Raw genomic sequence first — 14,961 nt, 5'->3', positions numbered from 1 at the left:
AAATCGTAGATCGAGCGCTCTAGGACGCTTAATTGAGGTTTTCGACGAACAGCGCATCCACCCTCTGAAAGCCACGTGGCAGTTTGTTTCCGCGACGCCCACGCTCACCTTTGTAGTGTTCGAGGTCATCCGCCTTCAGCGACAAGGTACGTTTTCCGGCTTGTAGCACCAAAGTGGCACCCTCCGGCAAAACGGCAATGTCCGTGACATATTCTTCGCGACTGGCAACACGTTCACCGGAAATCCCGATGATCTTATTACCTTTACCTTTACCTAATTGTGGCAGATCGCTGATTTTGAAAATCAGCAGGCGACCTTCGGTGGTTACCGAGGCCAGCCAGTTGTGCTCACGATCGGCCACCGGGCGCGGCAGAATCACTTTGGCGTTGTTCGGCAAACTCAACAGGGCCTTGCCCGCCTTGTTCTTGGCTTGCAGGTCTTCACCCTTGACCACAAAACCGTAACCGGCGTCGGACGCGATCACATACAGCGAATCGTCTTCAGGCATCAGCACGCATTCGAAGCTCGCCCCTGGCGGCGGCGTCAGGCGACCGGTCAGCGGTTCGCCCTGGCCACGGGCCGATGGCAGCGTATGCGCGGCCACCGAATAGCTGCGACCGGTGGAGTCGATAAGCACCGCAAACTGGTTGGAACGACCGGCCGCCAAGGCCTTGAAACCATCCCCGGCCTTGTAGGAAAGCCCTGTGGCGTCGATCTCGTGGCCTTTGGCGGAGCGAATCCAGCCTTTTTCCGACAGCACAACGGTCACTTTTTCGTTTGGCAGCAGATCATGCTCGGTCAAAGCCTTGGCTTCGGCGCGCTCGACGATTGGCGAGCGACGGTCGTCGCCATAGGTTTCGGCGTCCTTGATCAGCTCGCTGCGCACCAGCTTCTTCAACTTGGCTTCACTGCCCAGCAGGGCTTGCAGCTTGGCTTGTTCCTTGAGCAGTTCATCCTGCTCGGCACGCAGCTTCATTTCTTCCAGTCGCGCCAACTGACGCAGACGGGTGTCGAGGATGTAATCGGCCTGGATTTCGCTCAGTGCGAAGCGCTCGATCAGTGCGGCTTTCGGATGCTCCTCGGTACGGATGATGTGGATCACTTCATCCAGGTTGAGGTAGGCAATCAACAAACCGTCCAACAGGTGCAGACGACGCTCGACCTTATCGAGTCGGAATTGCAGGCGTCGACGCACAGTCTGGACCCGGAATTCCAGCCACTCGACCAGCAATGCGCGCAGGTTTTTCAGTTGCGGCTTGCCGTCCAGACCGATGATGTTGACGTTGACCCGGTAGCTCGACTCCAGCTCGGTGCTGGCGAACAGGTGTTGCATCAGGGCATCGTGGTCAAAGTTTTTGCGGGCACCCGGAATGATCACGATCCGGCATGGGTTTTCGTGGTCGGATTCGTCTCGCAGGTCAGCGATCTGCGGGGCTTTGGACGGTTTGGCCTGCATCATGGCCGCGATCTGTTCCAATACCTTGGCACCCGAAACCTGGTGCGGCAGCGCGGTGACGATGATGTCGCCGTCTTCGATGTGGTACACGGCGCGCATACGCACCGAACCGCGACCGGTTTCGTAGATTTTCAGCAGGTCGGCGCGCGGCGTGATGATTTCCGCTTCGGTCGGGTAATCCGGGCCCTGAATGTGCTCGCAGAGCTGTTCGACCGTGGCTTTCGGCTCATCCAGCAAGCGCACGCAAGCGGTCGCCACTTCACGCAAGTTATGCGGCGGCACGTCGGTGGCCATGCCCACGGCGATACCGGTGGTGCCGTTGAGCAGAATGTTCGGCAAACGGGCCGGCAACACCAAAGGCTCTTCCAGAGTACCGTCGAAGTTCGGCCCCCAATCCGCGGTGCCCTGGCCCAGTTCGCTGAGCAGCACTTCGGAATAACGCGACAGCCGCGCTTCGGTGTAACGCATGGCCGCGAAAGACTTCGGATCGTCCGGCGCACCCCAGTTACCCTGGCCATCGACCAGCGTGTAGCGGTAGCTGAACGGCTGGGCCATCAGGACCATGGCTTCGTAGCACGCCGAGTCGCCGTGCGGGTGGAACTTACCGAGCACGTCACCGACGGTACGCGCCGACTTCTTGTGCTTGGAATCAGCGTCCAGCCCCAACTCGCTCATCGCATAGATGATGCGTCGCTGTACCGGTTTCAGGCCGTCGCCGATATGCGGCAAGGCACGGTCCATGATCACGTACATGGAGTAGTTGAGGTAGGCATTTTCGGTGAAGTCAGCCAGTGACCGGCGCTCTACACCGTCCAGGCTGAGATCAAGGGAGTCGCTCATGCGGGCCTCATTATTTCGTGGTCTGGCGCAGCAGCATGGTGCCACCGCGCTGGGTAAATTCAAGTTTGTTCAGTGCGCTCATGCCGAGCAGCACCTGATTGCCTTCCAGGCCTGGCGCAACCAGCGCGCGAACATCACGCAGCACGATGTCGCCCAGTTGCAGCCGGTCGATGCGGGTTCGATAACCCTGGCTCAAGCCATTGGCCGTGCTCAGGGTCACCCCGAAACCTTTTTCCAGTTTCAGCCGCTCGGCCAGACTGGCCGGGATCGAAACGTCGGTGGCCCCAGTATCGAGCATGAAATCTACTGGCTGGCCGTTGATCTGGCCACTGGCAACAAAATGCCCCTGACTGTTGCCGATCAGTTTTACTTCGATAAAACCTTCGCCCTGCTCAGAGCTGACCACCCCATTCGGGTTTTGCTGGCGCTCTTCCCATTGCCCGAAAAACCGCGTTGCCAGAAACAATGCGGCGCACCAGGCCAGGATCATCAGCACCCGACCGGCGCGCTTGCCCGGCGGCTGTTGACTCATGGCTTGGCACTCCAGCCACCTTCAGGCGCGGCAAAGCGCCAGACAATCGGGCGTTTCTCGCCGTCGGCGCGCGCACCATTATTGTTGTCGATGCCGATCCAGGCGCCGTCGACGTCCACGATCAACGCTTCCGCCAGACCAAAGGGTTGTGAATAACGACGGTTTTCCTGCAACGCCTCGTCGGCAAACGACCAGCAGCGCTCGACCTTGGCCGTCACTGCGTCACGGCGGCAGACCTGAAATACATTGCGCTCAAGGGTAAACAGCTTGCCGTCGAACAATGATAGATCGGCAAAATCCCGGGAGCGCGCTCTGGCCTTGGAAAATTGCGCTGGTTGCATTTCCACCCCCGCTTCACTCAGCAGCACACAGCCACCGTCGCAGTCCCACACCGTTTGTTTGCGCTTGATCAGCAGCAAACCACGGCGCTCACGCTCAGCGGCCAGCCACAGCGTGTCAACGGCCGGATTGATCGTCAGGCCTTCGAACAACGCATTGAAGTGCAACAGCATGCCACTGGCCCGCGCTTCGCGAACCAGCATCGGTGAGATTTTCAGCCAGGACGCAGGCCCGATTGGCGGAACTTGCAGCACCGCGGCGTGCGCTTCGCTGACGATGTAACGATTGCCCGCGCTGTCGCAGGTGATGCCTTCGAAATCCAGGCTCCCGCCGCGCACGAACGAGGCCGCCCAAGCCCGCGAACGCAAACCCCAGGGCAAACCGCTGTCGGGCGCCAGGGGTGCGTCGATGCGCACGGTTTCGGCTTGCCAGGTAGTGTTGCGGGTGTCGAGGCGATAGATTTGATCATCATCACGATCCGAAACGGTCCACAGATCCTTGCCGCACTGGGCCAGCCCCGACAGATTGCCGCCACGCATGCCGTCGACGGCATGCTCGGACAACAGGCGCAGCTCGGGTGCAGGCTGCGCGGAAACCGTCACCGAAGTCAGTAGCAACGCACACGCCAGGGCCCAGCCAAATCGCATCAGCCCAGAACCTCGGCCAGGTTGCCCTTGGACTCCAGCCAGGACTTGCGATCGCCAGCGCGTTTTTTCGCCAGCAGCATGTCCATCATTTCCGAGGTCGCGTCGAAATCTTCCAGCGTCAACTGCACCAGACGCCGTGTGTTCGGGTCCATGGTAGTTTCTCGCAGCTGCGGCGGGTTCATTTCACCCAGACCTTTGAATCGGGTGACCTGTGGTTTGCCGCGTTTCTTCTCGGCGACCAGACGATCGAGAATGCCATCGCGCTCGGCTTCGTCCAGGGCATAGTAAATCTCCTTGCCCAAGTCGATGCGGTACAGCGGCGGCATGGCGACGTAGACGTGACCGGCATCCACCAACGGGCGGAAATGCTGGACGAACAAGGCACAGAGCAACGTGGCGATGTGCAGACCGTCGGAGTCGGCGTCGGCGAGGATGCAGATCTTGCCGTAACGCAGCTGGGCGATGTCCGCCGAGCCCGGATCGACTCCGATGGCCACGGCGATGTTGTGCACTTCCTGGCTGGCCAGCACTTCGCTGCCGTCGACTTCCCAGGTGTTCAGAATCTTGCCGCGCAATGGCAGGATCGCCTGAAATTCTTTGTCCCTCGCTTGCTTGGCCGAACCGCCAGCGGAATCACCTTCCACCAGAAACAGCTCGGAACGCATCGGGTCCTGCCCGGCACAGTCGGCCAGTTTGCCCGGCAGCGCCGGACCTTGGGTAATGCGTTTGCGCTCGACCTTCTTGCTGGCCTTGAGGCGACGGCCGGCGTTGTTGATCGCCAATTCCGCCAGCAGCATGCCGGTCTCAGGGTGAGCGTTGAGCCACAGGCTGAAGGCGTCCTTGACCACACCGGAAACGAAAGCGGCCGCTTCACGGGATGACAGGCGTTCCTTGGTCTGACCGGAGAATTGCGGCTCCTGCATCTTCATCGACAGGACGAACGCGATGCGCTCCCAGACATCTTCCGGCGCCAGCTTCACACCACGCGGCAACAGGCTGCGGAACTCACAAAACTCACGCATGGCGTCGAGCAAACCCTGACGCAGACCGTTGACGTGAGTACCGCCCTGGGCCGTCGGGATCAGGTTGACGTAGCTTTCCTGAACGCTATCACCGCCCTCGGGCAACCACAGCAACGCCCAATCGACCGCTTCTTTGTTACCGGCCAGGCTGCCGCAGAACGGTTCGTCCGGCAGGCGTTCGAATTCACTGACCGCGTCCACCAGATAGGAGCGCAGGCCGTCTTCGTAATGCCATTCGACTTTCTCGCCGGTGGCCTTGTCTTCAAAACTGACCAGCAGCCCCGGGCACAGAACGGCCTTGGCCTTGAGCACGTGCTTGAGGCGGCTGATGGAGAATTTCGGCGAATCGAAATACTTCGGGTCCGGCGCGAAAAACACGCTGGTGCCAGTGTTGCGCTTGCCGACAGTGCCAATCACTTCCAGCTCGGTTTTCTTGTAACCGTCAGCGAAAGTCATCTGGTATTCGTTGCCGTCACGTTTTACACGCACCCGGACTTCGGTCGACAAGGCGTTGACCACGGAAATACCCACGCCGTGCAAACCGCCGGAGAACTGGTAGTTCTTGTTGGAAAACTTGCCGCCCGCATGAAGCTTGGTGAGGATCAGCTCGACACCCGACACACCCTCTTCCGGGTGAATGTCCACTGGCATGCCACGGCCGTCATCGCTGACTTCCAGAGAGTGATCGGCGTGCAGGATGACCTGCACCGATGTAGCATGCCCGGCCAAGGCTTCGTCGACGCTGTTGTCGATGACTTCCTGGGCGAGGTGGTTCGGCCGACTGGTGTCGGTGTACATGCCGGGGCGTTTGCGCACCGGGTCGAGGCCCGAGAGGACTTCGATGGCGTCTGCGTTATAAGAGCTAGCGCTGGGAGTGGCCATGGGGTCTCGTCGTCCGCCTGTAAAAAGTGTTCTGTGAAAAAGAGAGTTCAATGAAAAAGAGGCGACAAATCACAGTGCTGTGAAATCAATCGCCTGATACAAATCTGCGCCGATGCCGGCGAAACTCAGCATTGCCGGCAATCGCTCGGCAAAACCCTGGAAACTATGGTCGCCGCCCGCCTGGATGCGCAAGGCACAGGCCCGGTAATACTGCTGGGCGAGGCGATAATCCAGCGTTTCGTCGCCGGTCTGCAACCACACTTGAAACCGCTGCGGATCCTGGGGCGCCGGCACTTCCAGCTCGGCCAGGGCCGTCACGTGGTCGTGGGTCATTTCCCAAGTCTCATTGGTATACAGGTTTTTCTGCGTCCCAAGATACCCGTCGAACATCCGGTGCGGGCTGACGGCTGGGTTGATCAACAGGGCTTTCAAGCCATGGCGCTCGGCCAAGTGAGTCGCATAGTAGCCGCCGAGTGAGCTGCCGACCAGCAATGGCCGCCCAAGCTCCACAATCGCCTGCTCCAGTTGACCGATGGCCTCGCGAGGATGGTGATGCAAGGCTGGCACACGCAACTGATCACTCAAGCCCAGCCGTTCCATCACATTGATCAACTGACAGGCCTTTTTCGACGCCGGCGCGCTGTTGAAACCGTGGATATAAAGGATCGAACCAGGCATTTGAGCTCCCTGTGCGTCAGGTAAAGAGCCGCAGTTTACAGGGAGTCGAGGGAGGTTGGGTGCCATCACGCACGGAAATGCACACGGTCCCTGTAGGAGCTGGCTTGCCAGCGAAAGCGAACTGTCTAACAACATCACTGTTGAATGTGACGGCCTCTTCGCTGGCAAGCCAGCTCCTACAGAGGGTGCGTCAGTAGCCGTTGGAACCGTAATCGACCTGGAAATCGAAACCGGTGATGCGCTCAACACCTGTTTCCAGCTGACCATCCGGCAACAGCCGCAACCACCGATACCCCGGCGCCTGCTCGTTCACCTTGAAATCGTCACTGCCCGGCTCGAACTGAATGCAGGTCGAGGGCGATGCGATCAGACGTACACCGTTGCGCACCTGGTCAACTTCCTGATGCACATGCCCCCACAACACCGCACGCACTTGTGGAAAGCGATCCAGCACCGCGAACAATGCCTCTGGATTGCGCAACCCGATCGGCTCCATCCACGCACAGCCGATCGACACCGGATGATGATGGAAACACACCAGATGATGCCGCTGCGGCGCCTCGCTCAACGAGCGGGCCAGCAATTGCAATTGCTCATCCTGCAAATACCCCGGCACCGAACCTGGCACCGCAGAATCGAGCAACGTAATTCGCCAGTTAGCAATATCCACCACTGGTTCCAGCAATGCACTCTGCACTGCCGCCTTGGCCATGATCTGCGGCTCGTCATGATTACCGGGAATCCAGCGTGCCGGCGCATCGATCTGCCGCGTCAGGTCGCGAAACAGCTGATACGACTCCAGCGTCCCGTCCTGTGAAAGATCGCCACTGGCAATCATCAGATCGATCTGCGGCTGCTGCTTCAATACCAGCTCAATGACTTGTTGCAGGCTGTCGCGGGTATTCATGCCCAGCAACGTCCCGTCCGCCTCGGCAAACAGATGGCTGTCAGAGAGTTGCACCAGCAACGCCGGATCGGCGGTGGTCAATGTGGATACGCTCGGCAAGGCGTTCTCCCAGGGCGTGATCACGGGATGGTTAAGGGCCGCAATTATGCTGGGGGACGATCAAAAGAGGAAACCTGTGAACCGGACGCAGTTCACAACTACCGAACGACTGCGTACTCGTGCCCACATGCCAGACAGTGACTCAGCCATTCCCCCAGGAACAGATTGAGCTGAGCCTTTTCATCCGGCTGATGCATCGCGGCGTTCGGGTAAGGATAGATGCCCCGGAAGCGTCTTGCATGTTCGGCGCTGACCACTTCGGCCATGCACGCGTCGTGATAGACCTGAACTTCAAGTTGAGGAACCGGCAGCCACGGCAGGCTGTGTTCCTGGCGTACTTGCAGCGTCGTGGTATACGGACAGACCTGCAGCACTTCGAGGGCCAGCACACCAAGCATCTGGTCGCCGTGGGTCACGGCAATGCGCCGTGCCTGTGGCTCGTTGCGCATATCCGGTAGCAGTCGCATCAGGCGCGCGTAGTTGGCCTCGCAGGAGGCTTGCAGCCCTACGAGGTCGATCCGGTAGCGATCGCGCAGCTTGTTTACGACCATAGCCCCCTCACTTCAACGCGGTTCAAAGCCAGCCATTGCAAGGCAATGATGCTTGGCGCGTTGGCAATACGTCCGTCGCGTACGGCTTGCAGGGCATCTTCGAAGGCCCAGACCGTGACGCGGATATCTTCTGCCTCTTCCTCCAGCCCATGCAGGCCGCCAACCCCGGTACTGTCGCAACGCCCCAGATACAAATGCACAAATTCGTTACTGCCACCCGGCGATGGAAAATATTTGGTGATCGGCCAGAGTGCCCCGAATACAAGCCCAGCTTCCTCCTGCGCTTCGCGGTGAGCAACTTCTTCCGGTACTTCATCCTTGTCGATCAGACCGGCGACCAGTTCGATCAGCCACGGGTTGTCGGTCTTGCCCATGGCGCCGACGCGAAACTGCTCGATCAGCACCACTTCGTCGCGCTGTGGATCGTAAGGCAGCACGCACACCGCATCATGGCGCACGAACAGTTCACGATTGATCTCGCGACTCATGCCACCGGCGAACAATTCGTGGCGCAAGTGCACGCGGTCGAGCTTGTAGAAACCCTCGTAGCACTTTTCGCGCCGAACGATATCAACGGCGGTCGGAATGGCGTTGGCAAAATCAGTCATGACAATCCTCGTTTACTGCAAATCCGTTACGAGGTTCCTTTTTGTTACTTGCAACCTCGACTTCGCGCCATCCTAACGCGCCCGCGATGTTTGATGCAGCCCCTTTCCAGTCAGCGGGATAGACGGTGAGGGCGAAACCAACTCTAATTAGCTTAGTGGCGAACTGACTGCTTCGTTAAGAGTCGAAGCGGGTAACTTTTCGCCTTTCCCTGTTTTATGAAGGACGCCCATGTCGCTTTTTAAAATCGCCTCCGTGGCCGCCATCGCCCTGATCCTGGGCGCTTGCCAGAGTTTGTTTCAGCCCAATTACCGGGCGCCGCTGGAAACCACCCGCGACGCCTCCGAACAGCTGAAACCAGGCTGTGCCAATCCTGATTGCCCGCTGGTAAACATCGATACGCTGCGTTTCCCGGACGAGCCTGCGCTGGATGGCATCATCGAAAAACGCCTGCTGCAAATGACCCGCACCTCGCCCGACGCCCCTGTAGCGCCGACGCTGGCGGCGTATCGCGAGCAATTTTTGAGCAGTGCCGGCCCGCGTTACAGCAGCTATCTGCAAGCCAAGGTACGTGAGCAGCATGACGGCTTGGTGATCGTTGAATTATCCAGCTACCTGGACACCGGCGGTGCCCATGGCACGCCGGGCCGCGGTTTCATCAACTATTCACGTCAACAGCATAAAGTGCTGACCCTCTCGGACATGTTGATCCCGGGCCAGGAAGAGGCGTTCTGGAAAGCCGCCCAAGTAGCGCACAACAGCTGGCTGATCAGCACCAAGCTCGATCAGGAACCGGAGTTCGTGAAGAGCTGGCCCTTTGTGAAAACCCAGAATGTGGCGCTGACCTACGGCGGGGTGATCCTCAAGTACGAAGTGAGCACTATCGCGCCTTATGCATTGGGCCACGTCGAACTGAAGATCCCCTACCCGCGCCTGAACGGTATTCTCAAGCCCGAGCTGTTTCCCGGCCGTAGCTGAAGGCTCGACCGAGCAACAGTTGCAGCAGCCCTGCCAGTAGCAACGACTGCAGGGTTGCGCCGATGTCCGGATAGAGATTGGCCAGCACATGATAGGTGCTCACCCCGCCCAACCAGAATGCTCAAGGGTGTTATCTCAGAGGGGCATTTGATGTTTTTTTGATCGCTATCGCGAGCAGGCTCGCTCCCACAGGGGATTTGTGAACGACACAGATCCAATGTGGGAGCGAGCCTGCTCGCGATGGGGCCCTTTCAGGCCCCACCCTTTTTCAGGTCAGATCAAACTTTCTTGTACAACTGACTGCCTTCCTGTTTGAACCGCTCGGCCTGTTCCGCCAATCCCTGGGCGACTTCGGCATCGACAGTTTCAATCCGCTGGTTGGCCGCGTATTCACGGACTTCCTGGGTGATTTTCATCGAGCAGAATTTCGGCCCGCACATGGAGCAGAAGTGCGCGACCTTGGCCGAATCCTTCGGCAGGGTTTCATCGTGGTACGAGCGCGCGGTGTCCGGGTCCAGGCCCAGGTTGAACTGGTCTTCCCAACGGAATTCGAAACGCGCCTTGCTCAAGGCATTGTCGCGAATTTGCGCGCCTGGATGCCCCTTGGCAAGGTCGGCAGCGTGAGCCGCGATCTTGTAGGTGATGATCCCGGTCTTCACGTCATCCTTGTTCGGCAGGCCCAAGTGTTCCTTCGGCGTCACGTAGCACAGCATGGCGCAACCGAACCAGCCGATCATCGCCGCACCGATACCGGAGGTGATGTGGTCGTAGCCTGGGGCGATGTCGGTGGTCAGCGGGCCGAGGGTGTAGAACGGCGCCTCGTCGCAGCACTCGAGTTGCTTGTCCATGTTCTCTTTGATCAACTGCATCGGCACGTGGCCCGGGCCTTCGATCATGCATTGCACATCGTGCTTCCAGGCGATCTTGGTCAGCTCGCCGAGGGTTTCCAGCTCACCGAATTGTGCGGCGTCGTTGGCGTCGGCAATCGAGCCCGGACGCAGGCCATCGCCCAGCGAGAAGCTGACGTCGTAGGCCTTCATGATTTCGCAGATGCCTTCGAAATGGGTGTAGAGGAAGTTTTCCTTGTGGTGCGCCAGGCACCACTTGGCCATGATCGAACCGCCACGGGAAACAATACCGGTCACGCGTTTGGCGGTCAGCGGCACGTAGCGCAGCAGCACGCCAGCATGGATGGTGAAGTAGTCGACGCCCTGCTCGGCCTGCTCGATCAGCGTGTCGCGGAACAGTTCCCAGGTCAGGTCTTCAGCGGCGCCGCCGACTTTTTCCAGGGCCTGGTAGATCGGCACGGTACCGATCGGCACCGGCGAGTTGCGGATGATCCATTCGCGGGTTTCGTGAATGTGCTTGCCGGTGGACAAGTCCATGACCGTGTCCGAACCCCAGCGAATGCCCCAGGTCAGTTTCGCCACTTCTTCTTCGATGGACGAACCCAAAGCGCTGTTGCCGATGTTGCCGTTGATCTTCACCAGGAAGTTACGGCCGATGATCATCGGTTCCAGTTCGGTGTGGTTGATGTTGGCCGGAATGATCGCGCGACCGCGGGCGATCTCTTCACGGACAAATTCCGGCGTGATGATTTTCGGCACGCTAGCGCCGAAGCTGTAGCCGGCGTGTTGCTGATCCAGCAAGCCAGCGGCACGGGCCACTTCGAGCTTCATGTTTTCGCGGATGGCGACGTATTCCATCTCGGCGGTGATGATGCCTTTGCGGGCGTAGTGCATCTGGCTGACGTTGGCCCCGGTCTTGGCGCGGCGCGGGTTGTTCACGTGAGCAAAACGCAGCTTGGTCAGCTCCGCATCGGCCAGGCGTTCCTGACCGAAATTGGAGCTCAGACCCGGCAGACGCTCGGTGTCGCCACGGGATTCGATCCACGGTGAACGCACATCGGCGAGGCCTTTGCGCACGTCGATGATGACGCTGGGGTCTGTGTACGGGCCCGAGGTGTCATACACCACCACCGGCGCGTTGATTTCACCGCCGAAGTCGGTCGGGGTCACGTCCAGGCTGATTTCGCGCATCGGCACGAGGATGTCCGGGCGTGTGCCCTGGACATAGATTTTTTGCGAGCGGGTAAACGGCTGAACCGATTGCTGATCGACCTTGGCCGAGTCACTCAGATTGGTTTCGATTTTTGATTTTGTAGTCATCACGGGCTCTCCAGACACACATCCAGGCAGTGGATTTTTTGTCGGAGCGAACCTGTCAACGAATGGACGCACGGGTGCTGGAAAACCAGCTGTGCTGTGCTCGATGCTCGAGGGGTGTTCGATTGTCGAACAACATCCCGGACGAAGCACAAGAGGACTCGCCGGGTGACGAGAAATCTTGTTCCCTACGCAGGCGCTAACCTGATCAGGTTCAACGGGATCCGAAATTATTCGATCTCAGCCTCATAGCAAGGCACCCCGACAAGAACCCGGCCAGTCTAGACACAACCGGCAAAGAACGCCAACTCCGCAGCAAACACCATGATGAATGGCGCAATTACAGGATTGTTGTCGTACGAGCGTGCAACTACACTCGCTACGCCGTGCTGCGCCTTGACGCTGCAGGGCGCCGCGCCGTAGCCTTGGCGCTCAAATTATCAGCGTAATTTTTAGGGATGGCCTCATGCTGCGCAAACTCTCACTGGCCCTTGCCGTGTCTTGTGCGTCCAATGGAATGGCCTGGGCAGCAGAAGCGCCCTTATCGACCAATACCGACCTGGTCAGCGTCTATCAGGAAGCAGTGGACAACAACGCCGACATCGCTGCCGCCCGCGCCCAATATGGCGCCCAGAAGGAAGTCGTGCCCCAGGCCCGCGCCGGGCTGTTGCCCAACCTGTCCGCCGGTGCCGACCTGAACAACACCCGCACCGAGCTCGATCAGCCATCGCTGACCTCAACCCGCAGTGGCACGGTGTACCAGGCAACCCTCGCGCAGCCGATTTTCCGCGCCGATCGCTGGTTCCAGTTGCAGGCCGCCAAGGATGTCAACGAACAGGCAGCCTTGCAACTCTCGGCCACCGAACAGAACCTGATTCTGCAAAGTGCCGAAAGCTACTTCAATGTACTGCGCAGCCAGGACACCCTGGCCTCGACCAAGGCCGAAGAAGCGGCGTTCAAGCGTCAACTCGACCAGTCCAACGAGCGCTTCGATGTCGGCCTGTCGGACAAGACCGACGTGCTGCAATCCCAAGCCAGTTACGACACCGCGCGGGCCAACCGGATTCTCGCTCAGCGTCAGGTAGATGACGCGTTCGAAGCGCTGATCACCCTGACCAACCGTCAGTACAACTCGATTCAGGGCATCGTGCATACCTTGCCGATCCTGCCGCCGGCACCGAACGACGCCAAAGCCTGGGTCGATACCGCCGCCAAACAAAACCTGAATTTGCTGGCCAGCAACTACGCAGTGAGCGCCGCCGAGGAGACTCTCAAGCAGCGCAAGGCCGGACATGCGCCCACCCTGGATGCGGTCGCGCAATACCAGAAAGGTGACAACGACGCCCTCGGCTTTACCAACCCGAACCCGAACGGCGTGCGTTACGGCGGTGATGTCGAGCAGCGCACTGTCGGCCTGCAATTGAGCATCCCGATCTACAGCGGCGGGTTGACCAGCTCCCAGGTACGCGAGTCTTACTCACGGCTGGATCAGACTGAACAACAACGCGAAGCGCTGCGTCGTCAGGTGGTGGAAAACACCCGCAATCTGCACCGTGCCGTGAACACCGACGTCGAACAAGTGCAGGCACGCCGACAGTCGATCATCTCCAATCAGAGCGCGGTGGAAGCGACCGAAATCGGTTATCAGGTGGGGACGCGCAACATCGTCGACGTGCTCGATGCCCAGCGTCAGCTGTACACTTCGGTGCGCAACTACAACAACACCCGCTACGACTACATCCTCGACAACCTGCGCTTGAAGCAGGCCGCCGGCACCTTGAACCCGGGGGATTTGCAGGACCTGACGCGTTATCTCAAAGCCGACTACAACCCGGACAAGGATTTCCTGCCACCGGATCTGGCCAAGGCTGCGGCTGAACAACTCAAAGCTCGGCCTTGACACAAGACCTGTAGGAGCCAGGCTTGCCGGCGAAAGCGATTTTAAAGACGCCTTCGCCGGCAAGCCTGGCTCCTACAAGGTCAGGGCTTAATCAACTTGCCCAACCCATCCAGCAAGCGCTGCAACGCGCCCTGGTTGGTGCGCATCACTTTCAGCCCCGCCTCTGCCATCCGCTGCGCATCGCTCGGCAATTCGAACAGCCGCTGCACCGCCAGCGCCAGACCTTCGGCGTCATCGACCTCGGCCAACGCCCCGGCACTGCGCAACTGCGCGGCGATTTCGAGGAAGTTGAACAGGTGCGGGCCGCTGAGCACCGGTTTGGCCAGGGCCGCCGGCTCCAGCAGGTTATGACCGCCATTGGGCACCAGGCTGCCGCCGACGAAAGCGCTGTCGGCCAAGGCATAGAGAAACAGCAACTCGCCCATGGTGTCGCCCAGCAGCACCGAAGTGCTTGCGGTAACCGGCTCGCCCGACGAACGCCGTACCGTGGCGAAACCCTGCTGCCGGCACAACTCGAACACCGGGTTGAAACGCTCCGGATGACGTGGCACCAAAATCAGCAAGGCATCGGGATGATTGGCCAGCAGCCGACGATGGGCAGCCAGCACCACATCGTCTTCACCTTCATGCGTGCTCGCGGCGATCCACACCGGGCGATCCTGCGCCTGCCACTGCGTACGCAATTCGCCGGCACGCTGCAGCAGTTGCGGGTCGATGGTCAAATCGAACTTGATCGAACCGGTCACTTCGACGGTTTCCGGGCGTGCGCCCAAATCCCGGAAGCGCTGCGCCTCGGCTTCGGTCTGCACCGCGAACAGGCTCATCTCGGCGAGCATCGGCCGGGTCAGTTTATGGAAGCGGCCATAGCCTTTGGCCGAGCGTTCAGACAGTCGCGCATTGGCCAGCGCCACGGGAATCCCACGTTTGGCACATTGGTGGATATGGTTGGGCCAGAGCTCGGTTTCCATGATTACCGCCAGTTTCGGCCGGGCCCGATCAAGGAATCGCGCCGCGGCGCAGGGCAAGTCATAAGGCAAATAGCAGTGCTGGATGCGCGGCTCGTTGGCGAACAATGCCTGGATGCGCTCGGACCCGGTCGGGGTCATGCAGGTGACGGTGATCGGCAGCGTCGGATACCGTTGCAGCAAGGCACGAATCATCGGCGCCGCGGCGATGCTTTCGCCCACCGACACCGCGTGCACCCAGATACCGTCTGGCTTCATGGTCGGCAACGCCAGGGAGAAACGTTCGCCAATGCGTTTGGCGTATGCCGGCGCCTTGCGCGCCCGCAGCCAAAGCCGAATCGCTACCAATGGCAGCCCCAGGTAAAACAGCGCGGTATAGAGAGTTCTATTCATG

General features: G+C 59.7%; 12 protein-coding genes, 1 pseudogene and 1 riboswitch. Of the genes and pseudogenes, 2 read left to right on the top strand and 11 right to left on the bottom strand.

Annotated elements, in window-relative coordinates:
- Window positions 1–28: 28 nt before the first annotated feature.
- The 8 genes from parC to CKW20_RS10590 form a co-directional block, all read right to left on the bottom strand.
- Complete coding sequence (gene parC, locus CKW20_RS10630) at window positions 29–2,296, bottom strand: DNA topoisomerase IV subunit A (RefSeq protein ID WP_095052872.1); 2,268 nt, start codon at window positions 2,294–2,296, stop codon at window positions 29–31.
- A 10-nt stretch (window positions 2,297–2,306) separates the two neighbouring features.
- On the bottom strand, window positions 2,307–2,828 hold the full coding sequence (locus CKW20_RS10625; protein ID WP_095052871.1) for a TIGR02281 family clan AA aspartic protease: 522 nt from the start codon (window positions 2,826–2,828) through the stop codon (window positions 2,307–2,309).
- Window positions 2,825–3,814, bottom strand: coding sequence for an esterase-like activity of phytase family protein (locus CKW20_RS10620; protein ID WP_095052870.1), 990 nt, complete (start codon window positions 3,812–3,814; stop codon window positions 2,825–2,827). The genes CKW20_RS10625 and CKW20_RS10620 overlap by 4 nt, the downstream gene beginning before the upstream one ends.
- The gene (parE, locus tag CKW20_RS10615; RefSeq protein WP_007902595.1) at window positions 3,814–5,718 is read right to left on the bottom strand and encodes a DNA topoisomerase IV subunit B; all 1,905 of its coding nucleotides are present in this window, start codon (window positions 5,716–5,718) and stop codon (window positions 3,814–3,816) included. The genes CKW20_RS10620 and parE overlap by 1 nt, the downstream gene beginning before the upstream one ends.
- A 69-nt stretch (window positions 5,719–5,787) precedes the next feature.
- Window positions 5,788–6,396, bottom strand: coding sequence for a YqiA/YcfP family alpha/beta fold hydrolase (locus CKW20_RS10610; protein WP_095052869.1), 609 nt, complete (start codon window positions 6,394–6,396; stop codon window positions 5,788–5,790).
- 190 nt (window positions 6,397–6,586) lie between these two features.
- Window positions 6,587–7,402: a 3',5'-cyclic-AMP phosphodiesterase gene (gene cpdA, locus CKW20_RS10605; protein ID WP_095052868.1), complete on the bottom strand. Its 816-nt coding sequence runs from the start codon at window positions 7,400–7,402 to the stop codon at window positions 6,587–6,589.
- Window positions 7,403–7,500: 98 nt separating this feature from the next.
- Window positions 7,501–7,953, bottom strand: a complete 453-nt coding sequence (locus tag CKW20_RS10595; RefSeq protein ID WP_008004854.1) for a DUF1249 domain-containing protein — start codon at window positions 7,951–7,953, stop codon at window positions 7,501–7,503.
- The gene (locus tag CKW20_RS10590) at window positions 7,944–8,561 is read right to left on the bottom strand and encodes an NUDIX domain-containing protein (RefSeq protein ID WP_052965984.1); all 618 of its coding nucleotides are present in this window, start codon (window positions 8,559–8,561) and stop codon (window positions 7,944–7,946) included. Before CKW20_RS10590 ends, CKW20_RS10595 begins: the two co-directional genes overlap by 10 nt.
- A gap of 229 nt (window positions 8,562–8,790) precedes the next feature.
- On the opposite strand from CKW20_RS10590, the gene CKW20_RS10585 reads away from it, so the two are divergent.
- Window positions 8,791–9,537 (top strand): RsiV family protein, encoded by a 747-nt coding sequence (locus CKW20_RS10585; RefSeq protein WP_095052866.1) that lies wholly within the window; start codon window positions 8,791–8,793, stop codon window positions 9,535–9,537.
- Here CKW20_RS10585 and CKW20_RS10580 read toward each other — a convergent pair.
- Together CKW20_RS10580 and thiC are read right to left on the bottom strand one after the other, a co-directional pair.
- Window positions 9,506–9,652 (bottom strand): annotated as a pseudogene (locus tag CKW20_RS10580) (putative hydroxymethylpyrimidine transporter CytX); the annotation flags it as partial. The gene CKW20_RS10585 and the pseudogene CKW20_RS10580 sit on opposite strands and share 32 nt — an antisense overlap.
- Before the next feature lie 163 nt (window positions 9,653–9,815).
- Complete coding sequence (gene thiC, locus CKW20_RS10575) at window positions 9,816–11,705, bottom strand: phosphomethylpyrimidine synthase ThiC (RefSeq protein ID WP_095052865.1); 1,890 nt, start codon at window positions 11,703–11,705, stop codon at window positions 9,816–9,818.
- 165 nt (window positions 11,706–11,870) lie between these two features.
- Window positions 11,871–11,976: riboswitch (TPP riboswitch) on the bottom strand.
- A 192-nt stretch (window positions 11,977–12,168) separates the two neighbouring features.
- Between thiC and CKW20_RS10570 the strand changes: the two genes are divergently transcribed.
- Entirely contained in the window at window positions 12,169–13,602 is a 1,434-nt protein-coding gene (locus CKW20_RS10570) for a TolC family outer membrane protein (protein ID WP_095052864.1), read from the top strand.
- 80 nt (window positions 13,603–13,682) lie between these two features.
- Here the strand turns inward: CKW20_RS10570 and waaA are convergent, their stop codons facing one another.
- Entirely contained in the window at window positions 13,683–14,960 is a 1,278-nt protein-coding gene (waaA, locus tag CKW20_RS10565) for a lipid IV(A) 3-deoxy-D-manno-octulosonic acid transferase (RefSeq protein WP_095052863.1), read from the bottom strand.
- Between the last annotated feature and the right edge of the window lies 1 nt (window position 14,961).

The sequence above is a fragment of the Pseudomonas sp. Irchel s3b2 genome (genome assembly GCF_900187445.1).
In the GTDB taxonomy this organism is placed as follows: domain Bacteria; phylum Pseudomonadota; class Gammaproteobacteria; order Pseudomonadales; family Pseudomonadaceae; genus Aquipseudomonas.
This window is presented reverse-complemented; position numbering and strand designations above follow the sequence as displayed.

Bases quoted from the DNA above. Each gene is read 5' to 3' on its own strand.
- CKW20_RS10620 (WP_095052870.1), bottom strand. From the start codon at position 3,814: ATGCGATTTGGCTGGGCCCTGGCGTGTGCGTTGCTACTGACTTCGGTG.
- CKW20_RS10570 (WP_095052864.1), top strand. From the start codon at position 12,169: ATGCTGCGCAAACTCTCACTGGCCCTTGCCGTGTCTTGTGCGTCCAAT.
- thiC (WP_095052865.1), bottom strand. From the start codon at position 11,705: ATGACTACAAAATCAAAAATCGAAACCAATCTGAGTGACTCGGCCAAG.
- CKW20_RS10625 (WP_095052871.1), bottom strand. From the start codon at position 2,828: ATGAGTCAACAGCCGCCGGGCAAGCGCGCCGGTCGGGTGCTGATGATC.
- CKW20_RS10585 (WP_095052866.1), top strand. From the start codon at position 8,791: ATGTCGCTTTTTAAAATCGCCTCCGTGGCCGCCATCGCCCTGATCCTG.
- parC (WP_095052872.1), bottom strand. From the start codon at position 2,296: ATGAGCGACTCCCTTGATCTCAGCCTGGACGGTGTAGAGCGCCGGTCA.
- waaA (WP_095052863.1), bottom strand. From the start codon at position 14,960: ATGAATAGAACTCTCTATACCGCGCTGTTTTACCTGGGGCTGCCATTG.
- CKW20_RS10610 (WP_095052869.1), bottom strand. From the start codon at position 6,396: ATGCCTGGTTCGATCCTTTATATCCACGGTTTCAACAGCGCGCCGGCG.
- CKW20_RS10590 (WP_052965984.1), bottom strand. From the start codon at position 8,561: ATGACTGATTTTGCCAACGCCATTCCGACCGCCGTTGATATCGTTCGG.
- CKW20_RS10595 (WP_008004854.1), bottom strand. From the start codon at position 7,953: ATGGTCGTAAACAAGCTGCGCGATCGCTACCGGATCGACCTCGTAGGG.
- parE (WP_007902595.1), bottom strand. From the start codon at position 5,718: ATGGCCACTCCCAGCGCTAGCTCTTATAACGCAGACGCCATCGAAGTC.